General features: G+C 69.2%; 18 protein-coding genes. 8 read left to right on the forward strand and 10 right to left on the reverse strand.

Annotation, left to right across the window (positions count from 1 at the left end; genetic code table 11):
* The first annotated feature begins 50 nt into the window (after positions 1-50).
* Positions 51-2,165, forward strand: coding sequence for a beta-galactosidase (locus G537_RS0109800; protein WP_026869969.1), 2,115 nt, complete (start codon positions 51-53; stop codon positions 2,163-2,165).
* 61 nt (positions 2,166-2,226) lie between these two features.
* Here G537_RS0109800 and G537_RS0109805 read toward each other — a convergent pair whose 3' ends face one another.
* The 5 genes from G537_RS0109805 to G537_RS37235 all read right to left on the reverse strand — a co-directional run bounded on the left by G537_RS0109805 (position 2,227) and on the right by G537_RS37235 (position 8,493).
* Positions 2,227-4,299, reverse strand: coding sequence for an alpha-amylase family protein (locus G537_RS0109805; RefSeq protein WP_026869970.1), 2,073 nt, complete (start codon positions 4,297-4,299; stop codon positions 2,227-2,229).
* 42 nt (positions 4,300-4,341) lie between these two features.
* Complete coding sequence (locus tag G537_RS0109810) at positions 4,342-5,640, reverse strand: ABC transporter substrate-binding protein (protein WP_026869971.1); 1,299 nt, start codon at positions 5,638-5,640, stop codon at positions 4,342-4,344.
* A gap of 88 nt (positions 5,641-5,728) precedes the next feature.
* Positions 5,729-6,607 (reverse strand): carbohydrate ABC transporter permease, encoded by an 879-nt coding sequence (locus G537_RS0109815; protein ID WP_169516724.1) that lies wholly within the window; start codon positions 6,605-6,607, stop codon positions 5,729-5,731.
* A 2-nt stretch (positions 6,608-6,609) separates the two neighbouring features.
* Positions 6,610-7,566 (reverse strand): carbohydrate ABC transporter permease, encoded by a 957-nt coding sequence (locus G537_RS37230; protein ID WP_155888564.1) that lies wholly within the window; start codon positions 7,564-7,566, stop codon positions 6,610-6,612.
* A 168-nt stretch (positions 7,567-7,734) separates the two neighbouring features.
* A complete protein-coding gene (locus tag G537_RS37235; protein ID WP_211230344.1) occupies positions 7,735-8,493 on the reverse strand; it encodes a GntR family transcriptional regulator in 759 nt (252 codons plus the stop codon).
* A gap of 188 nt (positions 8,494-8,681) precedes the next feature.
* Here G537_RS37235 and G537_RS37240 point away from each other — a divergent pair, with 188 nt between their 5' ends.
* The gene (locus G537_RS37240; RefSeq protein ID WP_081688718.1) at positions 8,682-9,677 is read left to right on the forward strand and encodes a D-2-hydroxyacid dehydrogenase; all 996 of its coding nucleotides are present in this window, start codon (positions 8,682-8,684) and stop codon (positions 9,675-9,677) included.
* Positions 9,678-9,704: 27 nt separating this feature from the next.
* On the opposite strand, the gene G537_RS0109835 is transcribed toward G537_RS37240, so the two are convergent.
* The 3 genes from G537_RS0109835 to G537_RS0109845 all read right to left on the reverse strand — a co-directional run bounded on the left by G537_RS0109835 (position 9,705) and on the right by G537_RS0109845 (position 12,389).
* On the reverse strand, positions 9,705-10,514 hold the full coding sequence (locus tag G537_RS0109835) for an HpcH/HpaI aldolase/citrate lyase family protein (RefSeq protein ID WP_026869973.1): 810 nt from the start codon (positions 10,512-10,514) through the stop codon (positions 9,705-9,707).
* Positions 10,511-11,353 (reverse strand): HTD2 family dehydratase, encoded by an 843-nt coding sequence (locus tag G537_RS0109840; protein ID WP_026869974.1) that lies wholly within the window; start codon positions 11,351-11,353, stop codon positions 10,511-10,513. The genes G537_RS0109835 and G537_RS0109840 overlap by 4 nt, the downstream gene beginning before the upstream one ends.
* 121 nt (positions 11,354-11,474) lie before the next feature.
* The gene (locus G537_RS0109845) at positions 11,475-12,389 is read right to left on the reverse strand and encodes a LysR family transcriptional regulator (RefSeq protein ID WP_034851209.1); all 915 of its coding nucleotides are present in this window, start codon (positions 12,387-12,389) and stop codon (positions 11,475-11,477) included.
* Between the two features lie 125 nt (positions 12,390-12,514).
* Here G537_RS0109845 and G537_RS0109850 point away from each other — a divergent pair, with 125 nt between their 5' ends.
* Genes G537_RS0109850 through G537_RS0109875 form a run of 6 tightly spaced genes read left to right on the forward strand, consistent with a single transcriptional unit; the run spans position 12,515 to position 17,456 of the window.
* Positions 12,515-13,174, forward strand: coding sequence for an RraA family protein (locus tag G537_RS0109850; protein WP_026869976.1), 660 nt, complete (start codon positions 12,515-12,517; stop codon positions 13,172-13,174).
* Positions 13,171-14,391, forward strand: a complete 1,221-nt coding sequence (locus G537_RS0109855; protein WP_026869977.1) for an aspartate transaminase — start codon at positions 13,171-13,173, stop codon at positions 14,389-14,391. Before G537_RS0109850 ends, G537_RS0109855 begins: the two co-directional genes overlap by 4 nt.
* A 33-nt stretch (positions 14,392-14,424) precedes the next feature.
* On the forward strand, positions 14,425-15,243 hold the full coding sequence (locus G537_RS0109860) for an ABC transporter substrate-binding protein (RefSeq protein ID WP_026869978.1): 819 nt from the start codon (positions 14,425-14,427) through the stop codon (positions 15,241-15,243).
* Between the two features lie 19 nt (positions 15,244-15,262).
* A complete protein-coding gene (locus G537_RS0109865; protein ID WP_211230345.1) occupies positions 15,263-15,991 on the forward strand; it encodes an amino acid ABC transporter permease in 729 nt (242 codons plus the stop codon).
* Entirely contained in the window at positions 15,991-16,710 is a 720-nt protein-coding gene (locus G537_RS0109870; RefSeq protein WP_026869980.1) for an amino acid ABC transporter permease, read from the forward strand. Before G537_RS0109865 ends, G537_RS0109870 begins: the two co-directional genes overlap by 1 nt.
* Complete coding sequence (locus G537_RS0109875) at positions 16,707-17,456, forward strand: amino acid ABC transporter ATP-binding protein (RefSeq protein ID WP_026869981.1); 750 nt, start codon at positions 16,707-16,709, stop codon at positions 17,454-17,456. Before G537_RS0109870 ends, G537_RS0109875 begins: the two co-directional genes overlap by 4 nt.
* A 46-nt stretch (positions 17,457-17,502) precedes the next feature.
* Here the strand turns inward: G537_RS0109875 and G537_RS37245 are convergent, their stop codons facing one another.
* A complete protein-coding gene (locus G537_RS37245; RefSeq protein ID WP_034851210.1) occupies positions 17,503-18,342 on the reverse strand; it encodes an HpcH/HpaI aldolase/citrate lyase family protein in 840 nt (279 codons plus the stop codon).
* Positions 18,339-19,556 (reverse strand): CaiB/BaiF CoA transferase family protein, encoded by a 1,218-nt coding sequence (locus G537_RS0109885; protein ID WP_026869982.1) that lies wholly within the window; start codon positions 19,554-19,556, stop codon positions 18,339-18,341. Before G537_RS0109885 ends, G537_RS37245 begins: the two co-directional genes overlap by 4 nt.
* Between the last annotated feature and the right edge of the window lie 2 nt (positions 19,557-19,558).

Below are 19,558 nucleotides of genomic sequence, written 5' to 3' on the forward strand. Positions count from 1 at the left end.
GGCGCGGCGCGCCCGCCGACAGGACAATATTGCGCGGAAGGAGCATTCAGATGCCGACGGACAAGGTCCCGCAGATCCCCTTCGGAGCGGTCTATTTTCGCAAGTCCAACCCGCCGCGGGAGGATTGGGAGCGGGACTACAGGACGGCCGCGGAGGACGGGCTCAACGTCTTCCGCCACTGGTTCATGTGGAGCGTCATCGAGCGCCGGCCCGGCGTCTACGACTGGGGCGACTACGACCGGCAGATGGACCTCGCGGCCGAGCACGGCATCAAGACCATCATCGCCGAGCTCACCCATACCGTCCCCGACTGGGCCTATCGCAAATTCGCCCATGCGCGGCAGATCCGCATGGACGGGCGTCCGCTCACCTCGAACATGGGCGTCAGCGCCGCTGTCGGCGGGTTCGCGAACAATGGCGGCGGGGCGGGTGCCCTGACCATGAACTGCCCAGAGGTGAAGGAAGCCGCCGGCCAGTTCCTGACGGCGCTCGCCACCCGCTACAAGGGGCATCCGGCGCTGCTCGGCTACGACGTCTGGAACGAGGTCAACTACGCGGCCGACGTCGATTATTCGGACTATGCCAAGGCCGCCTATCGCGAATGGCTCCAGCGGAAATACGGCGACCTCGAAACGCTTGCCCAGGCCTGGCACCGCTACTCCTATGCCGAGTGGGAGGATGTCGAGCCGCCGGCTGAGATCGCCGCCTATCCGGAAGGGCTCGACTGGCTCGAATTCAGGCGCGACAACTTCTACGGCCAGATGCGGTGGCGCATCGACACGATCCGGGCGGTGGACCCGGACTGCCTGATCGCCGCGCACGGGGTCGCGGGCGCTATCCCGAACATGGCGGCGAATGGCTGCGACGACTGGCTGGCGGCCTCGAAGGTCGAGATCTACGGGATGACCTGGATCGCGGCCCGCAAGGGCAACCAGCCCTGGCGCAATTTCTACGGCGCGGATCTCACCCGCGCGGCATCCCGCGGAAAGCCGTGGTGGCATGCGGAGCGCCAGGGCGGGCCGCTCTGGCTGCAGCCGCAGGTGCTCGGCCGCGACAAGGAGGATGGGCGTGTCGCCGAGCCCGAGGACATCCGCCTCTGGACCATGACGTCCTTCGCCGCGGGCGCGACCGGCGTCCTCAACCTGCGCTGGCGGCCGCTGCTCGACGGCCCGCTGTTCGGCGCCTTCGGCTCCTACGGGATGGACGGCTCGCGCACGCCGCGCTCGGATATGGCGAGCGCCATCGCGAAGTGGGCGAACGCGCCGGAGCAGAAGGAGCTGTTCGCGGCGCGGCCCGTGAAGGGCGATATCGGCCTCCTGGTGATTCCGGAGGCGCAGGCCTGGGACCACCTGCTCAACCACCGCCACTGCCCGGAGACCTATGCCGAGGCGATGTGGGGCGCCTATCGCGGCTTCTTCGACAACGGCATCCAGGCGGACTGGGTGCATATCGACGATATCGATGCCTACGACGCCATCTACGCGCCCTATCCGATCATGCTCACCGCGGCGCGTGCGGAGAAGCTGGCCCGCTGGGTGGAAGCGGGCGGCAAGCTCATCAGCGAGGCCTGCATCGGCTATTTCGGCGATCGCGGCAAGGTGGGCACGGTGCAGCCGAACCACGGGCTCGACCGCGTCTTCGGGGCGCGCGAGCACGAGGTCGAGTTCATGCCCGATATTGGCGACCGCATCCGCTTCGCCTATGCCGGCCAGACCGTCACGGGCGGCGGTTTCCTGCAGAGCTACACGCTGGCGGGCGGGACCGAGCGCGGCCGGTTTGCCGATGGGCGGATCGCGGTGGTCGAGAGCACCCATGGCCGCGGACGGACGCTGCTGGTGGGAACCCATCCGGGGGTCGGCTACTTCAAGTCCTCGGGCGCGGCGAACCGGAGCTATTTTGCCGAGGTCTTCGCCTGGACCGGCAAGGAGCAGCATGTACGGCTTTCGAATGCCGCGATGCAGGCCAGGCTGCACGAGGCCGAGAGCGGCCGGGTGCTCTGGGTGGTGAACCCGACGCGCGAGATCCAGCGCTCGACCGCGACGCTCGCTTCCCGGTACGGAACGCCCGGTTTCGGCAAGACGCATTGGGCGGGCGAGGGCGCCCGGGTCGAGGGTGCCGAAGTGGTGGTCCCGCCGCGGGATGCTCTGGCGATCCGGCTGACCTAGCCGTCGGTGCTCCGCGCGGGCGCAGCCGCCGCTGTCGGACGGCTCGCCCGCGCGGCCGCGCTCATCCTGCCGCCGTGACTCTGATCACTTCGAAGAGTTCGAGCGGCGGCAGCTCGATCAACAGATCGCCATCCGCTTCCCGAACCGTCGCAGCCTCTCCCGACACGAGCAGTTCCGGTTCCCGGGACAGGCGCGTGTCCTTCAGCCGGAGCCGCCCGCCCGTGACCGGCAGATGCGGGCCGAAGGACTTCCGCCGGGCGCCCGACTGATTGATCAGATGCACGACGAGGTGCTCGCCATCGCGGCCGAGGATCAGCTCGACCTGCTCCGGCAGCTCGGCAAAAAGGCGCTGGCCGGTGAGCGGCCCGATCGCGTCGAAGACATGATCGCGCACTTGGGTGGTGCCGAACTCGCGATAGGTCCGGCCGATCGTCCAGGGGATCTGGACGACCGTGCCCCGGCCTGCGAGCCGGACGAGATCGGGATCGTCGCCAGCCGCATGGCCATAGCACTTCTCCGGCGGCCCGAAGGGCGCCTGGGGCAGCAGCCTGCCGATCTTCTCCACGCCGGGCTTCCAGACGAAGCGGGCATAGCTGCCATAGACCGGGACGATGGGCGGCGCATAGCGATAATTCCCGATCTCCGGCTGCTCGCTGCCGGCGACATAGGTCGACCAGAGCTCATCACCGCATGTCGGCGCACCGACGCGCATCAGGGCCGGGCTGGTGGCGAGCTCGATGCCGCCGTCCTCGGTGACGCCGCTGTTGCCGGTCAGCACGAGGTTCCCGCCCCTGCGGACGAAGGTGTCGAGGGCTTCGGCGGCCTGCCGGCCGAGCCCGCCGAGATCGGGCAGGATGATGAGGGCGTAGCGCTCGAGCGCGCCTTCCTCGGCCATCTTGCCGATGAGCTCGACCGCGAGGACGTCGAACGGAAGATGCTTCTCCTGCAGCGCCGTGTAGAGGCCGCGGAACTCCTCGACCGCTTCCGTGTAGCCGGGGCTGGCGCTTCTCAGCCGGTCCGGCCGCACGAGCGCGATGCTCGCGGCCGGCTTCAGCCGGGCGTAGAGATCGCGATGCCTGCGGTGGAACTTCGTGATCGGGCTCGAATAGGCGAGGTTGGCGTAGGGGATCCGGCCGGGCGCGCCCATGATGTAGGTCGAAGGGTTGCCGCCGCGCGCGATCGCCTGCAGCAGATATTGCGCGAAGTGCTCCGGCTGCTCGCCCGCCATGCGGTAGGGCATGTCGACGAACGACACCGAGTTCACCATCAGCGCGATCTCGGGCATCGCCGTCACATGCGCGCTGACCCATTCCGCCGTGTTGTGATGCCACAGCTCGCGGCCGAAGGCGTTGTTCGCCTCGTGATAGACGATCGGCGCGCCGCGGCCGAGCACGAGGGCGGCGTCGGGCCGCCGCATCGTGATGTGAGCGGCGATCTTCGAAGTCAGCGTCCTGATCACCTGGCTCGAGAACCGCAGCCATTCGGGATAGGTCGGCGAGCCCGGTCCGTCCGGCAGCTCCTGTCCGCTGCTGAAGGCGCTGAAGCCCTCCTGGCACTTCTTGCAGTGGCAGACGCCGTGATAGACGCGACTGTAGTCGCGCTCGGAGAAGCCGAACCAGTTGAAGAAGAAGCCGTCGACCGGATAGCGGCCGATGATCTCGTCGAGGATCTCCAGCGAGCGGTGCTGGTAATAGTCGGCCGACGGGCAGGTGCTGAACAGCGTATTGTAGACCTGCGGCTTCCCGGTCGGCGAGACGAAGAGCCAGTCCGGGTGCTCGCGCGCGATGCGCGCGGAGACCTTGGAGAAGTCCAGCCGCGAGAGCACCCGGATACCGCGGCGGTGCGCGGCCGCCACGGCATCGCCGATCAGGTCCCCCGAGGGCCGGTCGGCGAGGAACGGGCTGCGCGTCTGGAACGGCAGCTCCGTCGGATAGAAGGACGCGATGCCCCCCGTATTGATCAGCCAAGTGTCGGCGCCGTAGTCCTCGATGAAATCCAGCGCCTTCTCGACATCCATGACCGCGTCGATTTCCTGAAGATTGGTCTGGAACACCGAGAAGGGCCGGCGCCACCAGCCGCCGGAGCGGTCTCCGGGGGCTTCGACGGCAGGTGTCGCTTCACGATCGAGGGGCATCGGGGACGTCTCCTGTGTGGGCTCGGTTCGGGGCGGCTGGGCTCAGGCCCGCCGCATCAGGGCCTGGCCTTGATCGACGAAGGCCTGGGCGGCCTCCTGGACCGAGGACTTGCCGAAGCCGACGTCCTCGTTCACCCGGCGCATCAGGTCTTCGATGGCGCGCCCGGCCTTCTGCGGCGGGGGCGCCGGCAGCGCCTTGGCGAGCGCGGCCTGGCTGTATTTGAGAACGCGCTCGTCGACCGGCGCGAGGTCCTCGAGCTCCAGCACCGCCTGAAGCGCCGGCTTCGAGGCGGGCGGTCCGCTGATGAGGCCGAGGATCCTGGCCGACTCCGGATCGCTCGCGAACCAGTCGATGACCTTGACCGCGGCCTCCTTGTTCTCGCTCCTGGCGTAGAGGCAGAGCGAGCTCGTCGGCTGCGGGTAGTATCCTGGGCTTGCGCCGCCACTCGCCGAGGGCGGCGTCGTGATCGAGAGCGTGTCCTTCGTGAGCGCCTGGTAGCCGCCGGCGAGGTCCTGCGAGGCGATCGAGGCGAAGACCGCCTTGCCCTTGACCAGCGGGCTGTTCGGCCACTCGGTGCCGGTGAACGGGGCCTGCAGGTCGGCCGGCACCGCGCCGCCGCTCTTGCGCATCCTGTCCCAATAGTCGAGCCACTGGGCGACATCGTCGACGGTGACGGCCAGCCTCTTGCCGTCGTAGAGCGACCGGCCCTGGCTCATCAGATACATCTGGAAGGTGTCGAGCCGCGCGGCGCCATCGTGGCTGCCGTGGAGCTGCGGGTCGGCGCGATGGATCTCCGCGCAGAACCTGGCGAACTCCTCGTAGGTCCATGCGGCCGGCGGCTCGCCCATGCCGAGGCGCTGCAGCGCGGACAGATTGCAGGCGAGCCCCTGGATGCTGACGGCGATCGGCACGCCGTAGATCTTGCCGTTCATCCGGCCGAGATCGAGCACGGCCGTGTCGAACAGATCGGCGCGGAAGAGGGCCGGGACGAAATCGTCGAGCGGGGCGAGCGCGCCGCGGGACGCGTATTGCACCATGTCGGGAGCGCCGAGCGTGATGACGTCGGGCGCATTGCCGCCCGCGACCATGGCGGCGATCTTGTCGGGCCATGAGGCGCTCGGCACGCCTTCGAAGGTGACGGGGGTGTCGGGGTGAAGCTCGTTGTATTTGGCGATCGAGCGGCTGCGGATCTCGAGCTTCTGGGCATTGCCGAAGATGCCGAAGCGGACCGGCGCTGCTTCAGCCCGCGATGCCGGGCTGCCCAGGACGGCGAGCCCGCCGAGCGCGGCACCGCCGAGGAGCAGCGCCCGTCGGCTCATCGTGGTGTTGATCGTGGCCATCTCGGTAGTCCTCCTCCCTTGTTTCGGGCCGTGCCGTTCTCGGCGGCGTGCCCTGCGTGGACGGATGGGCGTGCGGCGGAGCGCCGGCCTATCCTTTGATTCCGGACGTGCTGATCCCCTCCACGAGCCGGCGCTGGAAGACGAGAAAGACGACGAAGGTCGGGACCAGGCTGAGGACCGACATCGCCAGCAGCTGCGCATAGGCGCCTCCGGAGGAGTCGACGAGGCTGCGCAGCGCGACGGGCACCGTCAGCGACTCCGGCGAGGTCAGGTAGATGAGCTGCGAGAAGAAGTCGTTATAGGTCCAGATGAAGGTGAAGATGATCGTCGTGATGATCGCCGGCCGCAGCAGCGGGAAGATGATGTGCCGGAACAGCGCGAAGGTTCCGCAGCCGTCGATCGTCGCCGCCTCGTCGAGCTCGCGCGGGATCGTCCGGATGAACTGCACCATCAGGAAGATGAAGAACGCGTCCGTCGCCAGGAACTTCGGCACGACGAGGGGAAGATAGGTGTTCACCCAGTCGAGGCCGACATAGAGCACGTATTGCGGAATGAGGAGGGCGTGCGACGGCAGCATCAGCGTCAGGAGCATGATGGTGAACAGCACGCCCTTCAGCGGAAACCGCAGCCTGGCGAAGGCGAAGGCCGCCAGCGAGCAGGCGAACACGTTGCCGATCACCGCGCCGAGGCAGATGGCGAAGGAATTGAGGAAATAGCGGGTGAAGCTGGGCTTGGCGGCTGTCCAGCCCTGGATGTAGTTGTCGAGATCGACCTGCGTCGGAAATGCGGCCGGGTTCGAGAAGATCTCCTGGTCGGACTTGAACGAGCTCAGAACCATCCAGATCAGCGGATAGATCATGACGAGCGCGCCGATCACGAGCACGGCATAGACGCCCCATCCCGCCCGTCCCCGCCGCGCCTGTCCGGTCGCGCTTCTCGGCCTGAGGCCCAGCTCCAGCGAAGCCATCGTCATTGATCTCCGTAGAAGACCCAGCGCCGGGAGAAGGCGAAGTTGATCGCCGTGAAGAACGCGATCACGACCAGAAGGACCCAGGCCATGGCCGAGGCGTAGCCCATGTGGAAGCTCGTGAATCCCTCCTGGTACAGGTACAGCGTGTAGAAGAGGGTCGAGTCCGACGGGCCGCCGGTGCCGCCGCTGACGATGTAGGCGGAGGTGAAGGCCTGGAAGGAATGGATGAGTCCCATGACCAGGTTGAAGAAGATCACCGGCGTGATCATCGGCAGGGTGATGTGCCGGAACTGCTTCCAGCGGCCGGCGCCGTCGATCTCCGCGGCGTCGTAGAGCTCCTGCGGCACCTGTTTCAGCCCGGCGAGGAAGATGACCATCGCCGATCCGAACTGCCAGGCATGCAGCAGGATCAGCGTGTAGAGCGCGTATCGCGGATTCGAGATCCAATTCGGCGCGTCGACGCCGAAGAGGCCGAGGAGCTGGTTGACGACACCGCCGTCGCCGAAGAGCTGGCGCCACATGACGGCGACGGCGACGCTGCCGCCGAGCAGCGACGGCAGGTAGTAGATCCCGCGGAAGAAGCCGAGCGCCCGGACCTTCTGGTTCAGGAGGATCGCCACCAGCAGCGCGAAGGCGAGGTGCAGCGGCACGCCGAGGAAGACATAGACGAACGTCACCGTGAACGCGCCGAGATAGCGCGGATCATAGGTGAAGAGGTCGATGTAGTTGGTGAGCCCGATCCATGACGGGCTGCCGAGCAGATCGAAATCGGTGAAGGACAGGTAGAGCGAGGCCGCGAGCGGGCCGGCGGTCAGGATGAAGAGGCCCGCGAACCACGGCAGCAGGAAGAGATAGGCCTCGTATTGCGGCCGCGCCGCACGCCTGCGCCGCCGCGGCCTGGATAGCGTCCCGGCGAAGAGCGATCCGTTCCTGCCGCTGGTGTGCTCGAGGGCCACGCGCAACGTCCTCCCTCCGGCGCGGCGCACTTCGCCGCCCGAAGTCTCTGGGCGCGTGGCCGTCGTGATGGCGGGAAGACTAGAACAGGCGTCGGCGGAATGGGAAGCGAAAAATAGAGATTATGTGTTATTCATATTAATTGGTGTGCGAATGATGTATTCAATGCCCTATCGCAGGGCGCGATCGCGTCGCATCCGTCCGAGGAACACCGCGCGGGAATTGGAGATGTGCCGCTCGATCGCGGCCGCCGCGGCGTCCGGATCGCCCCGGCGGACCGCTTCGACCAGGTCCCAATGCTCGGCGGTGGAGCGCCGCATATTGGCGAGCGTCAGCGGATTCCGGCGCGAGAGCGCCCGGATCCAGGCGCTGTGCCGCTTCATCAGCTGCACGGCTTCGACGTTGTGGTGATGCTCGATGATATAGTCGTGGAAAGCGACGTTGGCCCGGTGGAAGGCGGGATAGTCGGCCGCATCGACGGCGTCCTGGCAGGCCTGCTGCATCGCCTCGATGGCGGCGATGTCCTCGGCGCCGGCGAACTCGGCGAAGCCGCGCACGAGATAGGGCTCGATCAGCCCGCGTATGTCGAAGATGTTGCGGATGAAGTCCTCGTCGATGACGCGGACGCGCGCGCCCCGGTTCGGGCTGATGATGACGAGGCCTTCGCCCTCGAGGCCCTGCAGCGCCTCCCGCGCAGGATTGGTGCTGGTGGCGTAGCGCGCGGCGATCTCGCTCACCTTGATGCGCGAGCCGGCCGGGATGCGGCCCTCGAGGATATCGTCGCGCAGGAGCTGCTGCAGCCGCCCGTATCCGGGCTCGCGCTTCGGCGGTTTCGGCGCGGCCGGCGTTCCCTTTCGCGGCCGGCCGCGAGGCCGCTTCGCCTGGATCTCGGGCTCATCCGCACGGGCGCTGGGATCGATCCCGTCCAAGGCCACCTCACCTGTCATCCCGGTCCATTCCTACCAGACGTCGACCCCGAACGACAGGACGGAGAAGGTCGTCGAGAAGACAAATTTTAATATCACACACAAAATGTATTTTAGTGTGTGCTGTTTTGAATTCGAGCTGAAGGCTGACGCGGAGCGCGGGCCCGCCAGGCACGAACCGGAGGGAGGACATGGCTGAACGGGTGGTGATGGTCGACACCGAAACGCCCTTCAAGGGCGCGCATTGGGATCGTCTGGCGGAGGCGGTCGGACCGGACCGCCTGATCGCCGTCTCGTCGCGGGACGCGGCGGCTGTCGAAGCCGCGCTGCAGGAGGCCGAGATCGCCATCCTCGCCGGCGATCTCGACCAACGGCATCTGGCGGCGCCCAGGCTCAGATGGGTCCATTGCGACCATGCCGGGCTCACCAGATCCGCCCGCCCGGAGGTGTTCGAACGCGGCCTGATCGTGACCGGCTCCGCAGGGCGCTCCGGCCCGGCGCTGGCCGAACACGTGCTGATGTTCAGCCTGATGCTCAGCTACCGCTATCCGGATGTCTACGAGGCCCAGAAGCGGCGCGAATGGCTCCGCACGCCCGGGATGAAGGACCTGCGCGCCCTTTATGGCCGGACCATGGGGATCATCGGGATGGGCCATACGGGGCGGGAGCTCGCCACCCGTGCGAAGGCGTTCAACATGCGGGTGCTCGGCTATCGCCGCCGCGACCTGCCGCATCCGCCCGGCGTCGACCGGATGTTCTCGGCGGACCGGGGCGAGACGATCGATCCGATCCTCGACGAGGCCGACATCCTGGCTCTCGTCCTCAACTTGTCGGACGCGACTCACCATCTGATCGGCGACCGGGCCATCCGGCGCATGAAGCCGAGCGCCGTCATCGTCAACCTGTCGCGGGGCGGCGTGATCGACCAGGCGGCGCTGATCGCGGCCCTGAAGGAGGGGCGGCTCGCCGGCGCCGGGCTGGACGTCACCGATCCCGAGCCGCCGATGGCCGACGATCCGATCTGGGACACGCCCAACCTGTTGATCACGCCCCATTTCACGGCCGCGCTGCCCGACAGAACCGAACGGTCGCTGGACGTCGTTATCGAGAACCTCCGCCGCTACCGGGCAGGGCAGCCGCTGCTCAACCGCCTCACCGAGGAAGACGTCTGGACGAAGGGCGTGTAGCCGCATTTGCCCCGGGCTGAGGCCCGGTCACAGCGCTGTTGGGCCGCCGTCAATCGCCGTCCGTCCGCTGCGGGCGAGGATGGAGCGGGCGCGGATCCGCACCGGCTCGTTGACCATGGCGCCGTCCACGGCCGCGGCGCCGTCGCCGCTGGCCAGAACCCGGCGGGCCCAGGTGATCTCGGCCTCGTCCGGCCGGAAGCCGTCCAGCACCGGCGCCACCTGCTTCGGATGGATGCACAGCTTGCCGCCGAAGCCGAGATCACGGGCATAGCGCGCATCCCCGGTCACGAGCGTGGCGTCGTCGATCGCCGCGGTCACGCCGTCGAGCGGCGCCGGCCGGCCGGCGAGGCGGGAGGCGAGGACCAGTTCGGACCGCGCCGCCAGCAGGGCGTCGCGGGTGTGGGCGCAGCCGAGATCGGCGGAATAGTCGATCGAGCCGAAGGCCAGGCGCGCGACGCTGGGCAGCGCCGCGATCCGCCGCGCCTCCGCCAGCCCGCGCGCCGTCTCGATCAGGGCAACCACGGAATGGCTTCGGGCGATTGCTTCAAGCCCCTCGCCGAGCTCGGCCTTCGGGACCACGATCGCGGGCAAAGGCAGGGCTGAGACCGCGGCCACGTCGTCGGCGTGCCAGGGCGTCCCCGCCGCGTTGATGCGGACAAGGACCGGCAGCGCGGTGAAGTCCGCCCGCAGCGCCGCCCGCGCCTGGTCCTTGGCCTCGGCCGGGACCGCGTCCTCCAGGTCGATGATAACGGCGTCGGCGCCGGAGGCCGCCGCCTTCCCGAACCGCTCGGGCCGGTTGGCCGGGACGAAGAGCGGGGCGACGACGTCGAGGCTCATGCCCAGTGCGCCTCCGCCGCCATCGCCACGGGGCCGTTCTCCCGGGCCGTCCACAGCTTCAGCCCGTCACCGTCCTCGCTGGCATGCAGGAGAAAGGCGTCGTCGTCGAACAGCGGCGACAGGCTGCGGAAGGCGAAGCGCGCGGGCGGCGCGCCGCGCAACTCCGCCGCGAAGTTGAACAGCAGGGTCGCCTGCAGCGGTCCGTGCACGATGAGGCCGGGATAGCCTTCGACCTCCATGACGTAGCGGCGGTCGTAGTGGATGCGGTGCCCGTTGAAGGTCAGGGCGGAGTAGCGGAAGAGCAGGGGCGGGGAGGGATCGACGCGGCGCCGGTGGCGGCCGGACTCGGCCGGGGGCGGCGGTGCCTTGGCCCCGCCGCCATCGGGGCCGCGATAGACGATGTCCTGCCGTTCCCGCAGCACCGGCCGGCCGTCCACCTCGATGGCGTGGTCGACGGCGATGAAGCAGAGGAGGCCGGTGCGGCCCTCCTTCGCCACGACATCGGCGATGCGGGAGACGCGCCGCACGCCGTCCCCGACCCGCAGATCGCCCTGGAAGATCACGCTGCCGCCCGCCCACATCCGGCGCGGCAGCGGCACCGGCGGCAGGAAACCGCCGCGCTGCGGATGGCCGTCGGGGCCGAGCACGGCGGTCGGGGCGGCCGGCTGCGCCAGGCAGAAATGGAAGAGGCGCGGCGCGATCTCCGCGACCCGCGGCGGATCGGCTTGCAGGTCGAGCATCGCCCGGAACTTGCGGACCAGGTCGGCGGTGACGATGTCCTCCGCCACCTCCTCGCGGCCGATCCAGGAGCGCAGATGGTCGATGTCGAGGGTGGTCATGAGCGCTGCTCCTCTGCTCCATCATCCAGCGGCTGGTGCTGTCCGATGCCTGTCGGCCACCATAGGACGAAAGGTTTCGGGACGTCTTCGGCCAGCCGGCGGCTGACGCGGCAGCCATGCCTCACCGCAGGCGAAGGGGTGGCCGCCCGACCGAGAAGTCGCAGCATTCCTTCGCGATCTGCGCCGCCAGCGCGCTCAGCGAGTCCAGATCCCCGGTGCGGTGCACGGCGAAATACTGGATCGGCGGGATCGCCGGGTCGGTCCTGATGACCCGCAGCCGGCCGCTGGCGACCTCGGGCCGGCTGTAGACCTCGCTGAGGAAGGCGATGCCGAGCCCGGCGGCGGCGAGCTCGGCCAGGACATGCAGGCTGTTGCAGCGGACGGTGCGGTTGATGGTGAGGCCGTTGGCCACCAGCCAGTCCAGCACCAGCCGCTGCAGGCCCGAGCCGGAGGATTGCGTCAGGATCGGATACTCCGCCATCCGCGCCAGCGGCACGACCGCTTCGGCCGGCCCGAAACCGGGGGCGCACATCCACTGCAGATGGACGCTGTCGAGCGGCACCGCCTTGAACTCCGGATTGGCCGGCGGGTCGAGGCCGATGACGAGGTCGAGCCTGCGTTCGGCCAGCCGCTCGAACAGGGTCACGCTGGAATCGACCTCGGGCTCCGGCACCACCTGCGGATAGGCCGCCTTCATGGCCACGATCAGCTTGGACAGCCAGGTGACGGCGATCAGCTCCGTGACGCCGAAGCGGAACGGCCCGCTGAAGGCGAGGGGGCCGGCGGCCGCCTCGCGGAACCGGGCCTCCGACTTCAGCAGATCGGCGGCGAGCGGGACGAGCGCTTCGCCGGTGCGGGTCAGGGTCACGGCACGGCTGCCGCGGTCGAACAGCGGGGTACCGAGGATCGCCTCCAGCTCCTGGATCCGCTTCGAGACCGTCGACTGGGCCAGGTTCAGGCGTTCGGCGGCGTCGACCAGGCTGCCGAGCCGCACGATCCAGTGGAAGGCCTCCACCTGCTTCAGCGTCACCGTCATGGAAACCGACCGATCAATGAAGAAAAGCGATCCGTATCTTACGAAAATATTCGCTTTTGCTCACGTCTGGATCACGGAAAGATCGTCCGATCAGCGCCGAGGCGCGCCACCTTCGTGTTCCCGTCATGGACATTCCCGGACATCGCCAACTCCCCTCCCAGCCGCCGGTCCCGCCCGAGATCCTGGATGGATTCCGCCAGGCGGCCGTGGCCGTCGTCTCCGACAACATGAACCGTCTGCACGGCACCCACTCGCTCCGGCCCTATCATCGCGGCGCGCGGCTGATCGGGACGGCGGTCACGGTCAAGACCCGGGGCGGCGACAACATCACCCTGCACAAGGCGTTCGAGCAGCTGCGGCCGGGCGACGTGCTGGTGGTCGACGGGGGAGGGGATCTCGGCCAGGCGCTGGTCGGCGAGATCATGATGAGCAAGGCGCGCGCCATCGGCGCGGCCGGCTTCGTGATCGACGGCGCGATCCGCGACGTCGCCGCCTTCGCGGCGGCGGACTTCCCCTGCTTCGCCCGCGGCGTGACGCATCGCGGCCCCTACAAGTCCGGCCCCGGCGAGATCAACGTCCCGGTCGCGGTCGACGGCATGGTGGTGATGCCCGGCGACGTCGTGCTCGGCGATGAGGACGGCGTCGTGTGCTTCGACCGTGCCGTCGCCGGCGATCTCCTGGCCCTGGTGCGCCGCCAGGAGGCGCGCGAGGCCGAGGCCCTGCAGGCCATCCGCGACGGCCGCGCCGACGGCTATATCGGCCTGCGGCAGGAGACCGCGCGATGACCGGATCCTCCGAAGCCATCGCCCTGTCCGCCCGGGTGCGGCGGATCAAGCCGTCGCCCAGCATGGTGGCCCGCGCCCGTGCCCGGCAGCTGCAGGCGCAGGGCCGCGATATCATCGACCTGACCGCCGGCGAACCGGACTTCGACACGCCGGCCCATATCCGGGCGGCCGCGGTGGCGGCGATCGACGCCGGTGAGACCCGGTACACGCCGGTGAACGGGACGCCGGCGCTGCGCCGGGCCATCGTCGCGAAGCTGGAGCGCGAGAACGGCGTCCGCTACGGGGCCGACCAGATCAGCGTCGGCAGCGGCGCCAAGCAGGTGATCTACAACGCCCTGGCCGCCACGGTGGGCGAAGGGGACGAGGTCCTCATCCCCGCGCCCTACTGGGTCTCCTACCCCGACATGGTGCTGGCCTGCGATGCGACGCCCGTCGTCGTCGCCTGCGGCGAGGAGTCCGGCTTCAAGCTGTCGGCCGAGGCGCTGGAGCGGGCGATCACGCCGCGGACGCGCTGGGTGATCCTGAACTCGCCCTGCAACCCGACCGGCGCCTTCTATGCCGAGTCCGAGATGCGCGCCTTGGCCGATGTGCTGCTGCGCCAGCCGCATGTCGCGCTGATGACCGACGACATCTACGAGCACATCCGCTTCGATGGGGGCGCCGCGGTCTGCCCGGTCGCGGTCGAGCCCAGGCTTCTCGACCGCACGCTGCTGGTCAACGGCGTGTCGAAGACCTACGCCATGACCGGGTTCCGCATCGGCTACGGCGCCGGCCCGGCGCCGCTGATCGCCGCCATCAACACCATCCAGTCGCAGTCGACCTCCGGCGCCTGCTCGGTCAGCCAGGCCGCGGCGGCGGCGGCGCTGACCGGCGACCAGGGGGGCGTGGCGGAGATGCGGGCGGCGTATCGTGCGCGGCGCGACCGCGCGGTCGAGCTGCTGAACGCCTGCCCCGGCCTGAGCTGCCGCGCCCCGGACGGCGCGTTCTACGTCTATCCGTCCTGCGCCGGGCTGATCGGGCGGCGGACGCCGGAGGGGCGGGTGCTCGAGACCGACGGCGACGTGGTGATGTATTTCCTTGACGCGGCCGGCGTCGCCGTGGTCGACGGCACGGCCTATGGCTTGTCGCCCTATCTGCGCCTGTCGATCGCGGCGTCGCTGCCGCAGATCGAGGAGGCCTGCGCCAGGCTGGCGCGCGCCTGCGCCGCGCTCGCCTGACACCAAACAAGACCAAGCAAGGAGGTTTCCGTCATGATGTCGCTTCGCATCCTAGTGCTGGGCATGGCCCTCGCCGCAGGGGTTTCCGTCACCGCCCGGGCCGACGAGCTGGCCGACGTCAAGGCCCGCGGCACGCTGATCTGCGGCACGCTCGGCACGGCCGAGCCCTTCAGCTTCCAGGACCCGAAGACGCGCGAGATCGTCGGCTACGACGTCGACATGTGCGGCAAGGTCGCGGAGGCGCTGGGCGTCAAGCTGGAGCTGAAGCCGATCGCTGTGGAGGCCCGGATTCCGGAGCTGCTGCAGGGGCGCGTCGACATCCTGGCCGCCAATCTCGGCTGGTCGAAGGAGCGGGCGCAGCAGATCGACTACAGCTACTCCTACTTCGTCAGCCAGCAGAAGATGCTGGTGGCGGCCGATTCCGGGATCGAGACCCTGGACCAGCTGGCCGGCCACAAGGTCAGCGCCCTGAAGGGCTCGTCCTCGGAGCAGGGCGTTCGCCGCGAGATCCCGGAGGCCGAGACGGTGACGTTCCAGGATTCGTCCTCCGCCTTCCTCGCCCTGATCCAGGGCAAGGTCGACGGCTTCTGCGCCTCCGAGCTGATCCTGGTGAAGCTGCGCAAGCAGGCGGAGGAGTCGGCGCCCCTGGCCATCATCGAGAAGTCGGTGTTCGTCGAACCCTGGGGCCTCGGCATCCGCAAGGGCGAGACGGCGTTCAAGGCGGAGGTCGACAAGGCCCTGGCGGCGCTCGAAGCCTCGGGCGAGGCCGACCGCATCTTCACCAAATGGTTCGGGCCGGACACCGTCTACGGCCTGAAGCGGGACTTCCGGATCGAAGAGATCAAGGGCTGAACCGGCAGGGGCGGCGGGCGTGCCCGCCGCCCAGGCGGAACGCGACGCCATGGGCTACGTCTTCGATCCCGCCGCGGTCCTGACCGGCGAGTACCTGGACTGGTTCGTCTGGGGCCTCGCCACCACGATCGCGCTGACCATCGCCGCCTGGCTGCTGGGCATGGCGGCCGGCATCCTCCTGACCCTGATCCGGATGATTCCGTTCCGGCCGTGCGAATGGCTGGTGGCGGCCTATGTCGAATACCACCGCAACGTGCCGCTGCTGGTGCAGATCTTCGTCTGGTATTTCGGCATCCCGCAGCTGCTGCCGCGGGCCATGCGGGTCTGGATCAACGGCCACGGCAGCGAGTTCCTCCTGGCCGCGGTCGCGCTCGGCCTCGCCTGCGCGGCCTATGTCTCGGAGGATCTGCGCAGCGGCATCCGCTCGATCCCGAAGACGCAGTACGAAGCCGCCCGCTCGATCGGCTTCGGCTATCTCGGGGCCATGGGCTGGGTGATCCTGCCGCAGGCGCTGCGGATCGTGGTCCCGCCGCTGATCAACCAGACCCTGCTGCTGTTCAAGAACACCAGCCTGGCCATGGCGATCGGCCTCGGCGAGCTGACCTACCGGACACGCGAGGTCGACAGCTACACCTTCAAGACCTTCGAGGCCTTCGCCGTCGCCACCGTGCTCTACCTCGCCATCTCCTTCGGGATCATGGCGCTGGGCAGCTATGCCGACCGCAGGCTGAAGCTGGAGATCCGCTGATGCTCCAGATCCTGCAGGACAACTGGCTCCTGTTCCTGATCGGCCAATATCCGCACGGGCCCGTGGGCGGTCTCGCCATGACGCTGTTCATGGCGGCGGCCGGCCTGCTGCTGAGTTTCCCCTTCGCCGTCGCGCTGGCGCTGGCGCGGCTCAGCCCGTTTTCCTGGCTGCGTTGGCCGGCCAAGGCCGTGGTGCATGTCGTCCGCGGCCTGCCGCTGATCATGTTCATCTTCTGGACCTATTTCGTCGCGCCGCTCGTCATCGGGAGGCCGATCGGCGGCGTCGAGACGCTGGTCATCACCCTTGTGATCTACGAGGCCAGCTACCTGTCCGAGATCATCCGGGCCGGCATCGAGGCCTTGCCGCGCGGCCAGGTGGAGGCGGCGCGGGCCCTGGGCCTGGGCTACATCCCGACGACCTTCCGGGTCGTGCTGCCGCAGGCGCTGCACAACATGCTGCCCAGCATGGTCAGCCAGTTCGTCTCGACCATCAAGGAGACCTCGCTCGGCTACGTCATCAGCGCCCATGAGGTCACCTTCGCGGCCAGCCAGGTGAACAACCAGCTGATGACCAAGCCGTTCGAGGTCTACGGCCTGCTGGCGCTGACCTATTTCACGCTCTGCTTCGCCCTGACATCGGTGGCGCGCCGGCTGGAACGCCGCGTCGCCGCGCGGCGGACGGGGGGGCGGGCCGGACGGGTGGCGGAGGCGGCAGCATGATCCGGTTCGAGAACGTCCGGAAGTCCTTCGGGCCGCTGCCGGTCCTGAACGGCGTCTCCGGCGAGGTCCGCCGGGGCGAGGTGGCGGTGCTGCTCGGCCCCTCCGGCTCCGGCAAGTCGACGCTGATCCGGACGGTGACCCGGCTCGAGGAGATCCAGCAGGGCCGGGTGCTGATCGGCGGCATCGACGTCGCGTCGCGCGCGGTCGACATCAACCGGCTGCGCCGCCGGATCGGCTTCGTGTTCCAGGCCTTCAACCTGTTCCCGCACCTGACCGCGCGCGGCAATATCGAGCTCGGCCTCAGGCGCCTCCGCCGGATGCCGAAGGCCGAGGCGCGGGATCGCGCGATGGCCGAGCTCGCCCGGGTCGGGCTGGCCGAGAAGGCCGATGCCCTGCCGGCCCGGCTGTCCGGCGGGCAGCGCCAGCGCGTCGCCATCGCCCGGGCTTTGGCGATGGATCCTGAGATCATGCTGTTCGACGAACCGACCAGCGCGCTCGACCCGGAGATGGTCGGCGAGGTCCTGCAGGTGATGAAGACGCTGGCGCGCGGTGGCATGACGATGATCGTCGTCACGCACGAGCTCGGCTTCGCGCGCGAGGTGGCGGACGCCGTCTGGTTCCTGGACCGGGGCGAAGTGGTGGAGAGCGGACCGCCCGGGCCGGTGCTGACGGCGCCGCGGCACGAGCGCGTCCGACGCTTTATGGCGACGCACGCCCGTCAAGCACTCGACGTCGCGCAAGCATAGGTCGCCGCCGACCTTGGAATGCTCCTCCAACAGCCGCCGCAATCGCTCATCTGGCCGCGGCGAGGATACGCCGGGCCCGCTCCACGATCGGCGCGTCGACGAAACGCCCGTCGACGAGATAGGCGCCCTTGCCCTCGCGCTGCGCCGCGGCGTCGGCCTCGACCACCCTGCGGGCCCAGGCCAGCTCCTCTTCCGTCGGCGCGAAGGCCTCGTTGAGGATCGGCACCACCGCCGGGTGGATGCAGGTCGCGCCGTCGAAGCCGAAGGCACGCGCCTCGCGTGCGGCGGCCTTCAGCGCTTCGACGTCACGGAAGTCGGCGGCCGAGCGCAGCAGGCCGTAGGAGCGCCGCCCCGCCGCCTTCGCGGCGTAGTGAAGGAGCAGCTTCGGCAGCCGCAGCGTCTCCGGCGTCGGGGACGCGCCGGTGGCGGTGGCGAAATCCTCCGAGCCGAGGGCCAGCGCTGCGACCCGGGGAGCCGCGGCGATGAGGCGGGCGTCGAGCAGCGCCGCCGGATCCTCGATCAGGGGCACGAACTCCATCGGCTGCCGGCCGAGGGCCTGCTCCACGGGGGCGAGCCGCCCGGCCAGATCGGCCAGCTCCGCCGCGGATCCGGTCTTCGGCACCAGGAGGCCTGCCGCGCCGGCACGGCACGCGGCTTCGGCGTCGAGGAAGCGCAGCTCCGGCCCGGCGTTGATCCGCACATAGATGATGGCGCCGGACCGGCCGGCCTGCGCGACGCTGTCGGCGAGCGCGTCCCGCGCCGCGGCCTTGCGCGACGGCGCGACGGCGTCCTCGAGATCGAGGATCACGGCGTCGGCGCCGCGCGTATGGGCCTTTTCGATGAAGCGCGGCTCGGAGGCGGGGACGTAGAGGAGCGAGCGGATCACGGGGATTCTCCCATCGTCTTCGTGCTCTTGCGCGCCTGTGCCGCACGGGCGATCTCGGCCTTCAGCTCTTCCGTATGCTCGCCGAGCCTCGGCGCGGGGCGCCGCAGGCCGCCCGGCGTCCCGGACAGTCGCGGCAGCACGGCATGCATGGGCAGGGAGCCGTTGTCGGCGTCCTCGACCTCGACGACCACGCCGCGCTCGCGGATATGCGGGTCGGCGACGATGTCGGCGATGTCGTAGACCGGGCCGACCGTGGCCCCCGCCTCGCGCATGACGCGCAACGCCGTGTCGCGGTCGCGCTCGGCGAACCAGGCGCCGACGGCCTGGTCGACGAGGTCGCGGTTCCTGACCCGCGCCGCGTTGGTGGAGAAGCGCGGGTCGGTCTTCATGTCCGGCCGGCCGATGATGTCGAAGATCCGCATCGCGATCACCTGCATCGAGCCCGAGAGCGCGACATACTTGCCGTCGCCGCAGCGGTAGACGTTGCGCGGCGAGGAGGTGTTCGAGGCGCTGCCGGTGCGCTGCTTGACCTTGCCGGTGACGCGGTGGATCGCGGCCTCGGGGCCGAGCACGGCGACCATCGGCTCCAGCAGCGACAGGTCGATCACCTGGCCGCGGGCGCGGCCCTTCTCGCGGGCGAGCAGCGCCATGGTCACGGCCTGCGCCCCGGTGATGCCGGCGATCATGTCGGCGAGCGCCAGCGGCGGCAGCACCGGCTCACGGTCGGGGAAGCCGGTTCGGGCGGCGAAGCCGCTCATCGCCTCGACCAGGGTGCCGAAGCCCGGATAGGCGGCATAGGGGCCGGTCTGGCCGAAGCCGGAGATCCGCACCACCACGATGTCGGGATTGATCTCGAGCAGCCGGGCGGGCGCGATGCCCATCGTCTCCAGCGTCCCGGGGCGGAAGTTCTCGATGAACACGTCGGCGGTCTCGACCAGTGCGAGCAGCGCGTCCATGTCGGCCGCCTCGCGCAGGTTCAGCACCATCGAGCGCTTGTTGCGGCCATAGACCTTCCAGTGCAGCGACTGGCCGTCATCGGTCCAGTCGCGCAGCGGGTCGCCCGAGGGCGGCTCGATCTTCACCACGTCGGCGCCGAAATCGGCGAGCTGGAGCGACAGCATGTTCCCGGCGACAAGGCGGGACAGGTCGAGGACGCGCACGCCGGACAGCGGGCCTGCCAGCGCTGGGTCGAAGCGGATCGGCTGCTCGGTCATCG

It is taken from the genome of Inquilinus limosus DSM 16000 (assembly GCF_000423185.1).
Lineage (GTDB): Bacteria > Pseudomonadota > Alphaproteobacteria > DSM-16000 > Inquilinaceae > Inquilinus > Inquilinus limosus.